Here is a 15729-nt window from a genome sequence, read left to right as displayed (position 1 = left end):
CGAGGGTGACCGAGCGATTGTGCGCCGCGCTCGGCGAGACCCGCCGGCATGACGTCCGCCGAGGTCCCTGTCGCGTCGCCGGAGCTTTGTGCTCCGGCACGTCGTCGACAGCATCGGGGCCGCGGCTGCGCCTAGTCCGTGATCAGGATAGGGCGGGGGTTGCGCGGCGGGATCCACTTGCTGCTGTTCACGTGGGCGCCGGTGATTACCTTGGCCGCGATGGCCGCCGACGGAAACCAAACCGGCACGCACAGCCGCAGGCGGTCCTGCACGCCGGGGATGGCCACGAGGGCATCGGCGGCCGCGAGCTCGGCGCGGCGGGTGTGGATAATCGGGTTCACGCTCGGGTTCACGATGCTGCGCACTTCGGAGCCCGGCATCACGACAAAGCCGCTCTCGGCCAGATAGCCCCGCGCCCAAAGGCCGGTATAGGACAGTTCGAGTTCGCTCTCGTGCGGCGTGTCGGTGGGAACGTCGATGTGGATCGGGCCGGCCTCCTCAGGCTCGATCGCGGTCTCGGCCTCCGAGGCGCTCCGGCGCTGGCTGGCGAAGCAGGAGTGAAACGCCCGGCAGCCGGCGTCGAACAGCAGGCGCACGCTGTGCTGGACGAACGTCTCGAGCGCGGCCCGCTCGTCGTCGGGCAGCTCCAGCACCTGCGGATTGGTCCCCCGGACCACCTCGACAAGGCCGGCCTGCTCGGCAAGCTCGGTCAGGCGCGCTTGGAGATAGATCGCCGCGGTCTTGTCGAACCAGTCGCGGCGGTAGCCGTAGATCAGATAGGCCTCCCGCGCGAACGCCTTGCCGGGGTCGGCCGCATGGTCCGACAGCCGTCGGCCCACGCCGCCGCTCTCGCCGATATAGACCGACGCGTGATCGGCCAGGATGTAGGTCGCCGGCATGTTGGCGCGCGCGAGAGGAAGGTCTCTCACCATCGCAAACGGCAGCGCCGCGACAATGAGGCGGCCGACGTCGTCCCGGATCTCGCGGACGCCGGCGATCCCGCCGAGCGGACGATAGACCTTGTTGCTGCAGGCCAGCCGCAGAGAGGTGTCGTTGGAGAAGATGTTCATTCTGGATCTCTCGTTCTTGGGGTTGAGAGATCGCAAGGCTCGGGTCATCGCTCGCAGACGCCCGACGCTGCTCCTGCGCGGATCAGCGCAGGCCGCAGCCCGTCCGGGTCGATCGGCGCTCTGTTCGGGACACCTCTTCAGACCACCTGCCCGGCACGCATCGGTCATGCGGTGAAAGGCCGCGGCCGTCGGACGATCCGCGAACAGCTTGCCCACTGACGACGAGCGTCGCATGACCGCAAAGCCTTGCGATCGCGACTTAGCCGGCGATGGTGACGGCGAGCGGAATGCCGACCGCCGGATTGCTTGCCGCGAAGCGCAGGATGAAGCCCTCTCCGGGCACGGCGGACCCGCGAAAGAAAGGCAGGGGGAACGAGATCGGGGGCGCCGAATCGGCGATATAGTGGCTGCTAGCCATAACTGACTCCTTCTGGTCGGTTGTGGTTAGGCCGCGGTCGCGATGGTGGCGAAGATGGGACAAACCTAGAACAAAACGTGACGCAACGCCAGCCTTATCTTCCGAGCTGCATTCATATGGTTAAGGCCGAGCCGCGCAGCCCCTGTCCCACCCAACGACGGCCTCAAAAGCTCAGCCGGAATTGTTGCACTTCGTTCGGCGGTTGGGATGGCTCGCAAACGACCTGGCGGCCGTATTAGACCGGCAGAACACCTGCGCAACGGCCTCAGGGTCAGTTGAAAGATTTGCGGCACTAGGCCACGATCTGCTGGTGAGCGATCAGCAAATTGCCACGCCCATCGCTTCCGTGATCGTGTCGGACAAGGCCCGACCGGAGGGCTTTCATGAAGGCCCTGTCATGCTTCCCCGGCTTCCTGCCGAGGAACTTTGACAGCTGCCGCTTCCTCTGCGCGTCGAGCGCGTCCACGATAAGATTGACCATTTGCGGCGAAGGATCGGACGCCGGCTCGCCGGCCTCGCCTTTCGTGCCGACGAAGGCCCTGATCATCTCGACCGTCAATCGCTCGCCCCGCCGCACACGCTCCAGGATTTCCGCAACGACGTTCTCGCCCACCCAGGGCTGAGCGAGTTGGAATGCTCCGGTCAATGGCAGGAGGCAGAGATTGTCACGGCTCTCCCCGTCCAAGTCGTGAAAGAGTTTCGCCAACCGCATGTAGTTCTGCGCCATCGCCGGGCTGTACGGCGTCTCCCGATTGCACCAGTCCAGAAACGTCCCGTGGTCCAGCATCGACTTCGCCAAAAGCAACGTATGGCCCGTAGCGACCCCGGCCTGCGTCTGTTGCTTCGTCCCCTCACCGACGGCGTCGGCAAGCGCACGCAGCTCAGCCTCCAGGCCCGGAACGCGGCTATAGTCGAACGATCCTCTGGTCGTCATGGCGAGTACCCCAACAAAACCTCCCGCACACGATAGCGCATCATGTAAAGAAACTCAAGAAAAATACCAACAATATCAATATGATGGCAACTTGGCACACTCGCAGCATCCGGAAAAGTCAAAAACGAAAACGTTTTCGTATTTGCCCAATCATCGGCACCGGCTCCTGGGCCGACAGCGCGACGTGGGCGTTGACGATCCAACGAACCGGCCGCGCAGGCGCATTCGAGGCGCGACAATTGCTCGCTCAGTTGGCGCCGAGTCGGGCCAAGACCGCCACACTCGCCACAGGGGTTGGCAGGGCCGCGTTGACATCGGTGGCCGCGTCCTGGGCCGGGTCCGACAACCCGCTTTAGTCCTCAATCGGGCAGGAATGGTCCTGCGCACGAATGAGGCCGCTGATCGCGGCTCGACGATGAGGTCGGACAGGCCTTCGATCCGACACCCGCGGCATCCCGACTGTCAACCGGGGCCCAAATTTGCCCCCGTACTGCCTAAGGAAGTAATGTTACCCGGGATGAAGGTCTACGAACTGCCCAGACCGGCCTCGAGCCGCGGCCAGCTCGGTGGAGAGGCTCGGCGGGGCGGAGCGCTCGTCACACGTAGCGCCGCCCGCAGCCTCGGGCTGTATTTCAACGACGGGCATGGATACGAGGGCTGTCTCCGCCACCTTCCGCCGGAGGGACCGAAGCAGGCGCTAAACGATCGAATGCCGCTGGTCTGAACATCGAAGGATCGATCGTGGTGAGCCTGCCCGCAATGGCCCGTGCAGTGAGCTGCGGTTCAACGGCAAGCCCGTCTCGATGGTCGCGAGATGGGGATCGAGCCTGGTGGGCAGTTGAATGCGCTTTTTGTATCGCCGTTTCGGCCGGCGATGCGTTGCCCGCACTTCGGCGGTTTTTGCCGCCATGCCGAGCGACCGGGCGAACGAGAGCGGATCCGCCGGGGATACGGTGAGAACCTTCGCAAGAACGCGCTTGCCAATCCGTTCGCCGAGCTTTTCCTGCGCCCTACGGACGGTGGCAAGCAATTGTATGGGATCGAGAGTCCGATACGTCTGGCGCAGACGGCGCTTGACCGCTGATGGGGGTTTCGGGTGCCCTCAGTGCACGTTCGTATGGTGTGAGGCGGATGATAGCGTTTGATCTTGGCATCCTCGCGGCGCTTCTCTTTGAGCTTGAACGAGGGCTGGAAGAAGGTCACCAGCAAGCGCGCCACGGCGTAGAAACGTGCCATCACGCGGGCCGTCTCGAGCCCGTCGAAGCGCCCGGATCCGACGAACCGCCGGACTACCGCCGTTCTTCTGCCCACGAACGCCTACTCTTTCTTTTTGTAGGGACGTGACCGCGTTACCTTGATCTTCTGTGCTCATGGAACGTCGTCGTCATGAACGCGCTCTCGTTATCGAAGTCTGCAACCACAGACCACCTTCTCGCGGAAAGATTAATTTGACTCAGCGTTAGGTTAAATTTATATAATTGCGCTTATTTAATTATTTAATTTGACTGGTCAGTGATCTTACGAGAGGCGTCATATATGCGCCGTCCAATCGATACTGCGCCGAGAGACGGTGAAGACATCTCGGTTGAAATTACGGCGGGGGCTGTTGAGGCCGCCCGATGGTCGTCCGATGTGGGGAAATGGGCCTGGAAGCACGGCACTCCAACCGACATTGCGCCGATCCATTCGTATCCAGAAACCGAGGATGGCGATCCAGAGAATGAACCCGGCAGTTCAGTCGCAGCCGCTGTATTCCTGGTTCCGATAATTTTCATCGGAGCAGCCCTGCTCGGCTCGTTCGATCCATTCAATTCGCGGGTAGGTGAGGACGCGGTCCACATCGATGTCGGTAGTATCCTTAGCCTCGATCGATACGCGGAAATCAAGACCGACTCTCAGACGGCACTTCAGCAGGAAACGACCAGGGACTCGATGTTGGCGGCGGAGCAAGGCATAGGGCGACGGCGGCTAATCGAAGACACTCCACGCAGTGAAGCCCTCGGCGGTGAGCTAGCCGAGGCGCGCAAGGAGCTGGGCGTCGCGAAGCAGCGCGCGCAAGCGGCGGAAGCGGCCACGGAGCAACTGCGGCAGTCGCTTCAACAGGAGCTAGGGCGAAGGGACGCGCTGGTGAACGAACTTGCCGGAACCCGCCGCCAAAGCGAAAAACGTGACGAACAATCCCGCAAAGCCGCCGATATCGTCGAGCAGCAGAGGGAAGCGGCGGCTCAAGAGGTGGCAGGACTCCAGCAGTCCCTCCTCCAGGAGCAGCACAGGAGCGCCTTACTCGAGCGACAGGTGAACGCCGCGCAGGCAGCGACCGCAGCCGCTGCGCAAGAGTATCACGATGCCCAATCGCGCGCAGCGGCACTCGCGAGCGAACTCGCCGGAATATCCCGCGAGCCGCTCGCGCCGAAAGGCGCGGCGTTGGAGCAAAGCGAAGCGACAGTCCGGGAGATCGCGGGACTGCGGGAAGCTTTGCAGGATGAGCGGCGGAAGAACGCCGACCTCATCGCGAAGGCCAAAGCTAGCCAGGCCGCAATGGCCAATGCCGAACAACAAGGTCGTGCACTCGAAGATGCCCAAGCGCATGCGGCGGCGCTGACGTCGGAACTTGCGGAAGCGCATCGTGAGATGGAAACCCGGAGCGTGCAGATGCGCGAGGCTGCTGCACAACAGAAACAGGCAGCGGACCGAGAGATTGCCGATTTGCGGCAGTCGCTGGGACGGGAGCCGAGTAGGACGGAAGCTCGGACAGGAGACCGTGCCCCGGGATCGAGCCTCGCCGATATGCATATTCCGGCCGAGCCACCCGAAGTGGATTCTGCTTTGCCCAAGTCGCAGAACGGAAGCGCGATGGCGGTGGAGAGGCCAGCAGCCGCAAACGAGACGGAGGCCCGATTGATCCCGCGGGCCAGGGCCTTGCTCGATCAGGGAGATATAGGGGCAGCGCGGATTGTTCTTGAGCTCGCGGCTCAGAAGGACATTGCAAAGGCTAGTTTCATGCTCGCCGAGACCTACGATCCAGCGGTGCTATCCGCCTGGGGTACCTACGGAACGCGCGGCGAGGTGGCAAGGGCGCGCGAGCTGTATGCCAAGGCCCAAAAGGGCGGCATTCTCGGCGCCAAGGAACGGCTTGATGCTCTGCTTCGCTGACAGGCAATTGTATGAAGTCCTGCGGGACGGCAGGCTCCGCTAGCTGAGTTGAGAGGGATCGACATGAACAAGCTGCCAAAGTCAATCTCGTTGCTCCTGCTCGCCGGATTGCTTCCGTTCGCGATGATGCTGCAGACGGCCTGCCTGGAGGCCCAAACCGCGAAGAGCGACAAAGCTGCTGCCCCGAAGGTTCGAAGGTCGCTCCCGCAGGAGAACGAGAAAGACCGCATCAATGCCTGGACCGTCGGGCTCGCCGGGGGCCTGCTTGAGGGCGCACCGATCCGCCTCGCCGCGGAAATGGCCCGCGTCGTTGACGACGGAGCAGATCTCCATCTTCTGCCAATCGTCACGCGCGGTGCCACGGACAATCTGAATGCGCTGCTCTATTTACGGGGCGTCGATACCGCGATCATCAACTCCGATGCGTTTGAAGAGTACAAAATCCAGGCGCCTCAAGTCCGAAGCCGTATCACCTACCTGCTCAATCTCTTCCCGTCCGAGCTGCACATCTTTGTGCGACCTGAGATCACATCTCTCCAAGATCTTGCCGGAAAGAAAGTGAACTTCAACACCTTGGGCACGGCAGCGGCCTATTCAGGACCGCTAATCTTCAGCCGGCTCGGCATCGAGGTCGACAAAACGTTCATTCCGCATCAGGTTGCCTTGGAACAGATGCGCAAAGGCGAAATGTCGGCCGTCGTGTTCATAACATCGAAGCCTGTTGATGCCTTTGTGCGCGGTCGCTGGGAGACGGGCTTCAAGTTTCTCCCAGTAAGTTATGACAGAAAGTTTGAGGACTATTATCTGCCCGCGACCTTGGAGGCAAGCGAGTATCCCAATCTGATCAAACAGGGCGAGCGGGTTTCGACAATCGCAGTCTCCACAGCGCTAGTTGCGTTCAATTGGCCGACACGCTCGAACCGCTATCAACGCGTGGCGCGTCTTGTCGAGTATCTGTTCTCGCGCATTGATCGCCTTCAGGCTCCGGGCTTCGACACGAAGTGGGGGTCAATCAATCTGGCAGCAACCGTCCCGGGACTCACTCGCTTCCCAGCGGCGCAGGAATGGCTAGATCGCAATGTGCGCAGAGCACAGGCGCCGCCATGAGGAACGCTGCTGCTCGGCTGGTCATAGCCTTCGGTGTGGCCTGCCAAATCGCGCACGCGCAAAGTACCAACAATCCCATGGGAACAGCTCGAGCTTGTTCGGCGATGGAGGGATCAAGGCAGCCAGATTGTCTGCAAGATCCCTCACATAAAATTCCACCGCCTGACATGCCGGCGCCGGCCAATAGTTGGCTTGTCAGCGAAACCACATCGCCAATCGACTATTCGCCGATCATCGAAGCTACCACCTCTACTGTCGGCGGCGCAGGGGGCGCCGCGATGCAACTCTCGATCCACTGCCGGAAGGGGCGCACGGAAATCACGGTCGCGGGACCGACGCTCTTACGCAGCCCCAACGCATATACGCTTACTTATCGCCTCAACGCCGATCCGCCAGTTCAACTCGCGGCCGCCACGCCGTCGTTCGGATCCGGCGTCTCTGTCGGGGGCGATGCCATTCAATTGCTGAAGGCCTTGCCCGACGGCGGTGACATTGTTGTGCGTCTTTCGCCTCGCACCGGCGCGGTACATGAGGGACATTTCCGGCTCGATGGATTGAAGAACGTTCGTGAAAAATTGGCGACTGCATGCAAATGGCCACATAGCGGCGCCAGACCAGGCGGGTAATGGTCATGAAGCGGGGAGAGGCGAGATGAGCAATCTGAAGTCGGCAGCGATGGCTATCATCAGCGGCCTCGCGGTGACACTCTTGGTCGGGTCAAACGTTCAGGCCGAATCGGACAACCATGTGATCTCCCAACCGACGGGAAGCGTAGCGAACGATCAGGAACGTCTGAGCAGACCGACATCGGCAAGCAAGCAGAGGCAGCACCAAACAAGTCACCGGACGGGTCGGTCTGAGCCAATGCTGGCCCAAGCGACAAAAACCGAGATCGCCAAGAAGTCGCATCGGCTGATCCTGCAGGTAAATTCCAATGAACCTGCAATAATGAACCTGGTGCTCAACAATGCAAGCAACGTCGCGCAATACTACGGCGAGCGTGGTGAGCCTGTGTCGATCGAGATTGTCACCTTCGGCCCCGGCCTTCACATGTTGCGCGATGACACGTCCCCAGTGAAGCCTCGCATCGAGGTACTCGCCATGAGCCATCCCGAAATTTCCTTCAGAGCCTGCGGCAACACCCAGGAGAATATGCGCAAGTCGGAAAATAGGGACATCCAGCTGATTCCGCAGGCGACGGTTGTTGCCTCCGGCGTCGTCCGCGTCATGGAGCTGCAAGAGCAGGGCTGGAGCTACGTCAAACCTTGAGCTTCGCTCACGATCGAATCATCAACGAACGGAACTTGTTCAGTGCGACCGATCGCTGCTTCAGTGCGCGCACGTGGTCACGAGCAGCATGGTCCGGCTGCAATGCCAATCGGATCCCAAGATTGGTTCATGGACTCCACGAGGAGTACCGATGGCCGTGGTAGTACAGCCGCCACTAGAACAGCGGCGGCCAGCGCGAGCATTCGATAGGTTGCCACGTTCCACTTCATTGCGCTTCCCTCCAGTGGAAGCGCGCACGCTACGCTCAGGGATACCTGCCGCTTGTGAACTACTTCACACGTGCTTCTCAACAGTCATCACAGTCGCGTGCAGCAAGCCCGCTGCGTGACGGGCGGCCCTCGAGACGCCAGGCCCCCCCGAGGCAGTCATACGTGGTGATGAAGTCCCCAGAAGGCGATCAGCAGAAGAGCTGCGGCCCCAATTCCCAGCATTAGGAGAATGGCTTCCAGCATGACGAATCAAGCTCCGCCTAGGCAAAATTATACACCAGGCTGAGACTTAGTCATCAAGCTCCCAGAGCGGGCCTGCCATCCACACATGAGCAAACGCCACACGCCAACGCATGCAAACGGTCGGCCGCTGAAAATCACGTCCGGCGAAATGTGCGACAGGGGTTTCGCGGCGGGCTGGTCTCTTGCCTCAGCGGCAGCACGCTGCTGTGGACGTTGACTGGGGAAGCGATGACGTGCGGCTGTCTGATATCGAGCGACGGTTTGTCCGTCAGGGTGTGGAAATCGCGGAACCGACGTGCGGCCCGACTTCACGCGCGTTAATCCGCAGCCACTGTGTTTTACAGCCACCGATGGTCCCGGCTGCCGATTCATTTGCGGATCTTAGCGCCGGACCCACGAGGTGAAGGTGGCAGGATTGCCGTAAAGCCAGCTCCTGCGACCGGCGCCGCGACGTTCCGCACGCTCGGCGCAGCAGAGACTTTCAGGGTGAATGGTGGCTGCCCCGACAATCCGGGCGAACTTGCTAATTAGGGCGCTTATCTTCCCGATTGAGCAATCCCAACCGTCGTTCTAGCTCTTCCTTTTTGGCCACGAGTCTAGCGGCGAGAATGTCATTGACGACCGTATGGAGTCGCCACAGCTCATCAAGCGACATGCTCTCAAACCGCTTCCGTTCCATGAATCCCCCCGACTCACGATTGCCCATAGCTTGGGGCCACGAGGGGCGGATGGCAACATGGGGTTGTTGCGCGGAAAGTTACCTACACCTACGGCGCCGACCTAGTTTATTGGAGGCTGAACGACTGGACCTTGAACGCGAACGGCGCAACTGAGCTTGCGCCAATCGGTTTCGCAGGACACCTAATTCAGCAATTTGACTTTCGAGAAATACGATCCGTTGGTGCAGAGCAACAGCGGTATCGAAAGTTCGATCGGAAATACTCATCACGACCTCAACACAACTGAACTGAAAATATCTGGGCAATCACAGCATTACGACGATAGATGGACACAATTGCAAGACGAATTCTTGGGCAGCACTCGACTCCTGGCTTGAGAAAAGAGCACCTGTGCGGACTGGTGCTTGATCGTCGGCAGCCGGCCAGCGGAAAAGGCCGCCTGGCGAGGCCAGACCGTTAGCGTTGCGGCGGCTGGAACGGCCACCGGGCGGTGCACGAAACCAATTAACGCCATCGGCGAAGTCGTCCGGAAACAGGCAATGTTGTAGGTTGAGTGAATCGGACACCGGGGATGCCACCATGCTAATCTTGATGAACCTGGTTTGGCGCCGACTTGCCTACACAATGCTGCTGGGCATGAGATCTAAGCTCCTACGCCAGTGAGACCAGAGGCAGCTGTGGTCCGGAAGCCACCCTGCCCAAACCGATCGTGATCGCTCTCTGCTCTTTGGCAGCTGCGTGCGTGGTCGCTTCAAGCATCGTAGCGTTGGTTGCGCCACACTAGACAAAGAAAAACGCGCCGGCCTGGGAGCCGATGGATTATCAATGGCCATGCGTATCGCGGTACTCGTCACTAATCCCCGATAGAGTCTATCGTAGCGCCAGGCCATTGACGGTGTGTTACTTGCGCACACGTCGCTGGATCGCCCCACAGAACCCGGATCAGACGCATTCGCCAACCGTTAATAAGCGCTGAACTTTGCCTTTGTCCTCCACTCCCAATACCGACTCCTCAATTGATCAACGTCAGACGGCGGTCCAAAGCCTTTAAGTCAGTTCTGGCAGGGTCATGCTTCGATACCGAAGAATCAACCCCCGCGCCTAATGACAGCCAAGCTTTCGTCTCGCGCCCTGCTTGCATCTCGTAAGCACCGCCAAAGGGGCTTGCCTACCCTAAAAGCCTAATCTTGCCCGACCCGGAACGCGCCTGGGGGAGACGGTCGTCTGCGGCGCGACCTGCGCGTTAGCGTCTAGCACCTTGTCTCCAGCTCCTGCAGCCTGGGGCAGGCTGATCTGGTCCGAAAGGCTCGTGCCTCTCCCCGACAGACCTTCTGAACCAACGTTGGTGTTTCCTTGGGCTGCGTTGCCGACCCGGATCTGTTTCGGGATGACGCGAGACCAATGGCCATTTGATCCTCCTTGCTCGTGCCGCTCCCGATGGCGCCGATCGGCAGGCCATCTTGCGCGTGGCCAGCCCCTGCATTTCGTGCAGCCTGGGCTGCCGCCCGCGACCTCGCCGGCGTGTCGCGCTGAACGTTCGGATTGCTCGGCGCGGCGTTGATGCCTGAATTTCCGCCGGTGGCCGTATCTTTCGCCCCCATTCCTGGGGTTGCTGACGAACCAGCGTTACCCGCACCCGTCCCCATTCCGGAGGGTGCCGACGGGCCAGCGCTGGCGTTACTCGCGCCCGTCCCGGTGCCTGCGCTCCCGGACGCGGCATTAGCAATGTCTTCTTGCCCGACGACCACCAGAAATGAGCTTGCGACCATGGCCGCAATTAATAGACGCTGGCACGGGGCATCTGACGATCTTCTTCGCCAAACTCGCATTAACTACGACGAAGCAACTCGGTTTCTGCTGCTGCAAGACACGATCATCGCCGACTCACGCGCTTTCTCGACTGGGTAATTGGCGGATACCCATTCGGTTGAAGCCGCCCACTAGATGCAGCTAGAGGCAGCCGATCCTGCCGAGATTAGCACCACGCGCACGAGTGGGTAGCGAGCCCAGTCCCCTGAGCATGCGGTGCTTCCGTCACACCATACCACTGCGCCGGGCCCGGTCTTGAGACAGCCCAAGCAGATCCGATGCGGCCGCCCTAACCGGAACGAGCTCTTTGAGAACTCGCCAATTCAAATCATATCGGCATCGGTTGAAACCGGCGAGTAAACAATTTGGGTGCGCCGTCTGATGCGAGCGATCCGCTCGCCCAGTAGAAACTGCGGCCCCAAGGCCACCCACGGAGCCCGCGACGTTGGCAAGAAATTCCGCAGAAGTTCTACCCGCGTCCTCTTTTAACGCCGCCAGCTCTCCTAGAGCTTTGCCGCGACATGAAAGATCTGGCCAATCGCTCCAAGCAGGGTTGTAGGCCGGATCTCGAAGATGCTGTGAAGTAATACTCCCAGCCGCAGGATGGGGTCACTGCCGTCGTCGGCATTCTCATTCCACAATGCCGCAATCGCCGTTCAATTCGCCTGGCGCTTTTGAACCGAAGCCCGCCCGATGAGGAAATCGTCCAACTTCCGACCGGCTCGGAGCTGCGGCTGCAGCCACCGCGGCAGCCTACCGCGACCGGACCATGTCTCCGCTGGGTTCTTGGGGTTGCGGTATTTAGGACGAACGGGCGGGTATGGACGGCGTTTACGATCGAACCGTGCGGTCTTTCCGGCTAGTCCAATCCTGTGAAGTCGTTCCTCCAAATGTGCCTTTTGCACCAAGATTTTCTGAGTAAGGCTGGCAGTGACCTGCTGGCGAAGCATCCAGAGCTCATCAAGGGAGAGCGAATTGAAATGCGCAGCGTCCATGGCTAGATCCGAGGTTAAAGGCGAAAGACTCAGCACAAAAGTCCGGGATGAAGAAGCTGGCAAACCGCCAGACCAATGAGATCGCACAGTCCACATTTAAACGTGTAGGTGGCGGGGAGAATGGCATGAGGGCGGTAATATCGTGGCGGGGCGTTCTGCCAGGAGGAGGTAGCGCCCGCCGAGATGGCAACAAGGATCGAGAGACTTGCCGCCAGTCAGCCGCCCTTTGCCCGCTTAACTGGGCGCATGGCCGCCCTGCAACCCGGCGCGCTGGGCTGGCGTATTAATTCGACTGACCAGCGACACATTTAATTCATTGCGCTGCCAGATTTAAGTCGTATCGGGGCCCATGTTGCCGCGAAGTCTCGGGTGGGGGCGATCACCGGGAGTTTTCGATGTCCGGTCATTTGCAAATGTTATTTCGCCAGTTTGGTTCTTCTTGGAGGGCTTGCGGCGACACCTGCGCTCTCCAGCCCATTTACTGACTTGTTCAATCCCGCTCCTCGCGAGCCAAGCTCTTCGGCGCGACCGGAATGCTCGGCACAGCCCGGCAACCCGCCCGGCGCCGGCCAGCGCTGGGTTTATCGGCGGGAAGGCCGCAGCAAATGCTGGTTCTTGGCCGAGGGGGTCGCGACGGCGCGAGAACCAGGTCAGCGTCGCATTGCCAACCGCACCGTCAGGCCCTACGAGGACGAGACCATGCGGCAAAGGCGGAGCCCTGTAAGCGATGCGCGCGCGGAGTTATCAAGCTCTGCGGCGGCTGGCGAGCCTCAAGCGACGCCGCCGGCACGCGAAGTGAAGGTGGCTGATGTTGCTTCTGTTTTCGATGCGGGCGCGCCAATCTTGATTCCGGCTGCATCCGTCGCGGGTGTTCCCAACAGCCAACTTACGCCCGAGCAATCCGTGCCGCCCCAAGTCGACGCGGAGAAGCCTTCCTCTGCCGCGCGAGCCGACTTATCTCCAGCTATGCCGATGAGCGCGCGCGATGAACAGGTGCTCGGCGAGGCGCGCAGCCGGACGTTAACTTGGCTTGGTGTGGCGCTGATGATGCTGGGGAGCTTCTCGATCTTAAGCGCGGGCCGCGCACTTCGGCACGCGGTGAGATTACGCCAATGAAGGCATGCTGGCACGTAACCTAAAGGTCTCGGTGAGCTCCTCGCGCGCTGATACTGCAACACTTATTATGTTCCGCGCGTCTGCGCTCCATCTGATACTGCCTCGGGCCAACATTCGATTATGATGCAGTCCTCCCGTGTGTTTGGGACTGCCATCGTGCGGTACAAAGTGTTCGTGGTGGGCAGCGGTCGACGGGTGATCTGCGCTGCAAAGCTCGATTGCATTGACGAGCAAGCGGCGAGACGTCGAGCCGAGCAGATGCATGGCGAGCACGACGTTGAGCTTTGGGACGGCAATCGACTTGTTGCGGTGTTCCGTCGTGCATCGAATGAAGATCTTGGGCGAGCGCGCGATCCTGGGTAAACGCTCGGTCTCGTCGCCGAGTTAGTTCGAAGTCGTGAGCCACGCCAGCCTGACGGTTGCCGGCACGTCGCAGGAACATGCTTACCCAGGTCGCTACTCCGCGCGATGATGGCGTTGGCCTTCCCCAGCTACGAGGATCGCGGGCACCCCGTGCGCAAAATCGCGCCAGCGAGCCGACGAAGGTCACGCTTTCGACCCCGTCGGATCTCCAGTCTAAACGGCTCTCGCTCTGCCGTCAGCTCCGGTACGCCGTCTTCGACCCATTGTTCTCGCTTCTGCTTCGGAGCTTACTTCGAAGCTTCTCCACCTCTCTAAGCCCCGCCACAAGCACTTGCAGCCGTTCGCTCAGAACAGCACAAGTATAAATCTGACGCGTACGCGACATCACATGCCTCAGAAAAAATGGCTTGAAGGAAAAAGTCGCCGGGCCGGGTGCTCCCGGCTTGGACACTTACCTCACTCAAGTGTCTGGAGTTGTGCCTGATGCCCGGGAGCGCTGCCACTTCCTAAGGCGTGTCCCTCGATCCCTCGCAACCCGATAGTGAGATAAGCCTGGGTGCGAGCCAAACAATGCGATCGGTGACGGCCGCAAGCGATATTCTGCCCATACTGCACAGCAAATCTGACGCACCCAGCACCTCATCCTTACAAGTGAATTTAAACCGACGCGGCAATGGTAAGATTGAAGAACTTCGCTTTCTGTTCAGTCATCGTGATGTGAGTTCGATGCTCCGCATTCACCGCAGCAGATCGCCGTGCATCCTCCAGGGCGGGGCCATGACGCATGGGATGCCGGACGGGCAAGGCTGGTCGTTGGAATTCGGTGGACGGATGCCCGCCGGATCGGCATCTTTTGCATCAACGGCCAATTCGACCGACGAGGTCGACAGAAGCTCCGTGGCTGATCGTTCTTCGGCCAGACGCCTCTCGATGTATTGCCGTTCAACCTCGGTTAGAGTCGTTTCGAGCAAGCGCACATAGCCGCAAGGCGGCGGCGTCAACATCGCGCCCCGCATTCGTGAGACAGCGGAAACCGGCCAGATCGTCGAACCGCGCAGTACGTGAGTAATGAACCGGCTCCCTTGGGCTCCTCGCATGAGCTTCCAGATCGACGCGATGATGCGCATCGGAGTTGGTTGCTTCTGGACATGGCTCGTGGCTCGACCTGGAGTCAGAGCGCTGGGAGGCCCCCCTCTGAACGTGCCATGTGAATAGAGCGGTGCGGGCGGAACAAGACGACCTTGAACCCCGGTCGACCTTCGCTGTTGCTGGACCTGAGAGGCCGTGTGCCCGATGAGGAGGACGGACAGCGCCTAATCTAGTCAAAAGGCGCGCGAGAGGTGCGGTGTCACCTATGATATTACATCCGAGCGGCCTGGCGTGCGATGCCGCATAAAGCGCATATACTGGTCTGGGCAAGGCTGCGGCGGGCTGCTCACCCTGCTATCAATGTACCGTAGCAACCTTAAGCGACTGGCCTTGCTTGGGCCAGCAACGTTGACATATCGCAAGGCGACACCCCTCTTAGTATCTTGTTTCCTTTTTGCATGATATTGTTTTTGCTTGTCGTTGATTGTGCCTTCTGTGCCTGGGGAGGACATTTATGCGAAGCTTTCGCGGAATTGATTTTATTCAACGATTGAACGAACTCACTTCTCAGCTCTCAGAATTAGAGGATCTTCGAGTAAGGGTCGAAAGGCGGAGCGGTTCGCCTCGAGCGGCTGATGCGCCTGCAGGCCTTGCGGGCGAGACCAAGGCGCCGGCGCCTGCCGAAGGACGAAGGCGACCGGCAGATAGCGAACGTGCCGGCGAACCTTCTGGATCGTCAGTTTGTGGCTGAGCGGCCGAACCAGAAGTGGATCGCCGACTTCACCTACATCTGGACCGCCGAGGGCTGGCTCTACGTGTCGGCCGTGATCGACCTGTTCTCGCGCCGTGTGGTCGGCTGGTCGATGAGCTCTAGTATGACAGCGCAATTGGTTGCCGATGCCCTGTTGATGGCAGTCTGGCGCCGCGGCAACCCGGATGCTTTGATGCATCATTCCGATCGCGGCAGCCAATACGTCAGCGAACAGTTCCAGCGCCTGATGGCCGACAGCGGGATCGTTTGCAGCATGAGCCGATCCGGCAATGTGTGGGACAACGCGGCGATGGAGAGCTTCTTCTCGTCGTTGAAGACCGAGCGCACCGAGCGCAAGACCTATCGCACCAGGAACGAGGCAAGAGCAGATGTGTTCGACTACATCGAGCGGTTCTATAACGCCGTCCGGCGTCATTCGACCATCGGCTATCTCAGCCCCGTTGAGTTCGAGCGTAAGGTGGGATTAGCTTAACCTGGTGTC

Annotated in this window: 11 protein-coding genes and 1 pseudogene; 7 read left to right on the top strand and 5 right to left on the bottom strand. The window is 60.4% G+C overall.

What is annotated here, in order from left to right; all coding sequences use genetic code 11:
* Positions 1-131 precede the first annotated feature (131 nt).
* The 3 genes from IVB24_RS12250 to IVB24_RS12240 all read right to left on the bottom strand — a co-directional run bounded on the left by IVB24_RS12250 (position 132) and on the right by IVB24_RS12240 (position 2422).
* Positions 132-1070 (bottom strand): hypothetical protein, encoded by a 939-nt coding sequence (locus IVB24_RS12250; RefSeq protein WP_247773014.1) that lies wholly within the window; start codon positions 1068-1070, stop codon positions 132-134.
* 259 nt (positions 1071-1329) lie between these two features.
* Positions 1330-1488 carry a hypothetical protein gene (locus tag IVB24_RS12245; RefSeq protein ID WP_247773013.1) on the bottom strand — a complete coding sequence of 53 codons (159 nt, stop codon included), beginning with the start codon at positions 1486-1488 and terminating at the stop codon, positions 1330-1332.
* Positions 1489-1780: 292 nt separating this feature from the next.
* Positions 1781-2422 carry a DUF3102 domain-containing protein gene (locus tag IVB24_RS12240; protein WP_247773012.1) on the bottom strand — a complete coding sequence of 214 codons (642 nt, stop codon included), beginning with the start codon at positions 2420-2422 and terminating at the stop codon, positions 1781-1783.
* An 814-nt stretch (positions 2423-3236) separates the two neighbouring features.
* On the opposite strand from IVB24_RS12240, the gene IVB24_RS12235 reads away from it, so the two are divergent.
* The 5 genes from IVB24_RS12235 (at position 3237) to IVB24_RS12215 (ending at position 7951) form a co-directional block, all read left to right on the top strand.
* Complete coding sequence (locus tag IVB24_RS12235) at positions 3237-3506, top strand: hypothetical protein (RefSeq protein WP_247773011.1); 270 nt, start codon at positions 3237-3239, stop codon at positions 3504-3506.
* A 452-nt stretch (positions 3507-3958) separates the two neighbouring features.
* Positions 3959-5575 carry a hypothetical protein gene (locus IVB24_RS12230; protein ID WP_247773010.1) on the top strand — a complete coding sequence of 539 codons (1617 nt, stop codon included), beginning with the start codon at positions 3959-3961 and terminating at the stop codon, positions 5573-5575.
* 63 nt (positions 5576-5638) lie between these two features.
* Entirely contained in the window at positions 5639-6682 is a 1044-nt protein-coding gene (locus IVB24_RS12225) for a TAXI family TRAP transporter solute-binding subunit (RefSeq protein ID WP_247773009.1), read from the top strand.
* Positions 6679-7308, top strand: a complete 630-nt coding sequence (locus IVB24_RS12220; protein ID WP_247773008.1) for a hypothetical protein — start codon at positions 6679-6681, stop codon at positions 7306-7308. Before IVB24_RS12225 ends, IVB24_RS12220 begins: the two co-directional genes overlap by 4 nt.
* A gap of 25 nt (positions 7309-7333) precedes the next feature.
* Positions 7334-7951 carry a hypothetical protein gene (locus IVB24_RS12215; protein WP_247773007.1) on the top strand — a complete coding sequence of 206 codons (618 nt, stop codon included), beginning with the start codon at positions 7334-7336 and terminating at the stop codon, positions 7949-7951.
* Positions 7952-11569: 3618 nt separating this feature from the next.
* Here IVB24_RS12215 and IVB24_RS12210 read toward each other — a convergent pair.
* A complete protein-coding gene (locus IVB24_RS12210; RefSeq protein WP_346771378.1) occupies positions 11570-11863 on the bottom strand; it encodes an H-NS histone family protein in 294 nt (97 codons plus the stop codon).
* Positions 11864-12703: 840 nt separating this feature from the next.
* Here IVB24_RS12210 and IVB24_RS12205 point away from each other — a divergent pair.
* The gene (locus IVB24_RS12205; RefSeq protein WP_247773005.1) at positions 12704-13024 is read left to right on the top strand and encodes a hypothetical protein; all 321 of its coding nucleotides are present in this window, start codon (positions 12704-12706) and stop codon (positions 13022-13024) included.
* A gap of 1100 nt (positions 13025-14124) precedes the next feature.
* On the opposite strand, the gene IVB24_RS12200 is transcribed toward IVB24_RS12205, so the two are convergent.
* Positions 14125-14514, bottom strand: coding sequence for a hypothetical protein (locus tag IVB24_RS12200; protein WP_247774293.1), 390 nt, complete (start codon positions 14512-14514; stop codon positions 14125-14127).
* 582 nt (positions 14515-15096) lie between these two features.
* Between IVB24_RS12200 and IVB24_RS12195 the strand changes: the two are divergent.
* Positions 15097-15720, top strand: a pseudogene (locus IVB24_RS12195) (IS3 family transposase); the annotation flags it as partial.
* Between the last annotated feature and the right edge of the window lie 9 nt (positions 15721-15729).

This window comes from Bradyrhizobium sp. 192 (assembly GCF_023100965.1).
Lineage (GTDB): Bacteria > Pseudomonadota > Alphaproteobacteria > Rhizobiales > Xanthobacteraceae > Bradyrhizobium > Bradyrhizobium symbiodeficiens.
This window is presented reverse-complemented; position numbering and strand designations above follow the sequence as displayed.

Excerpts from the sequence above, each read along its gene's own strand:
- IVB24_RS12220 (WP_247773008.1), top strand. The coding sequence starts at position 6,679 with ATGAGGAACGCTGCTGCTCGGCTGGTCATAGCCTTCGGTGTGGCCTGC.
- IVB24_RS12235 (WP_247773011.1), top strand. The coding sequence starts at position 3,237 with ATGGGGATCGAGCCTGGTGGGCAGTTGAATGCGCTTTTTGTATCGCCG.
- IVB24_RS12200 (WP_247774293.1), bottom strand. The coding sequence starts at position 14,514 with ATGCGCATCATCGCGTCGATCTGGAAGCTCATGCGAGGAGCCCAAGGG.
- IVB24_RS12230 (WP_247773010.1), top strand. The coding sequence starts at position 3,959 with ATGCGCCGTCCAATCGATACTGCGCCGAGAGACGGTGAAGACATCTCG.
- IVB24_RS12240 (WP_247773012.1), bottom strand. The coding sequence starts at position 2,422 with ATGACGACCAGAGGATCGTTCGACTATAGCCGCGTTCCGGGCCTGGAG.
- IVB24_RS12250 (WP_247773014.1), bottom strand. The coding sequence starts at position 1,070 with ATGAACATCTTCTCCAACGACACCTCTCTGCGGCTGGCCTGCAGCAAC.
- IVB24_RS12210 (WP_346771378.1), bottom strand. The coding sequence starts at position 11,863 with ATGCTTCGCCAGCAGGTCACTGCCAGCCTTACTCAGAAAATCTTGGTG.
- IVB24_RS12215 (WP_247773007.1), top strand. The coding sequence starts at position 7,334 with ATGAGCAATCTGAAGTCGGCAGCGATGGCTATCATCAGCGGCCTCGCG.
- IVB24_RS12245 (WP_247773013.1), bottom strand. The coding sequence starts at position 1,488 with ATGGCTAGCAGCCACTATATCGCCGATTCGGCGCCCCCGATCTCGTTC.
- IVB24_RS12225 (WP_247773009.1), top strand. The coding sequence starts at position 5,639 with ATGAACAAGCTGCCAAAGTCAATCTCGTTGCTCCTGCTCGCCGGATTG.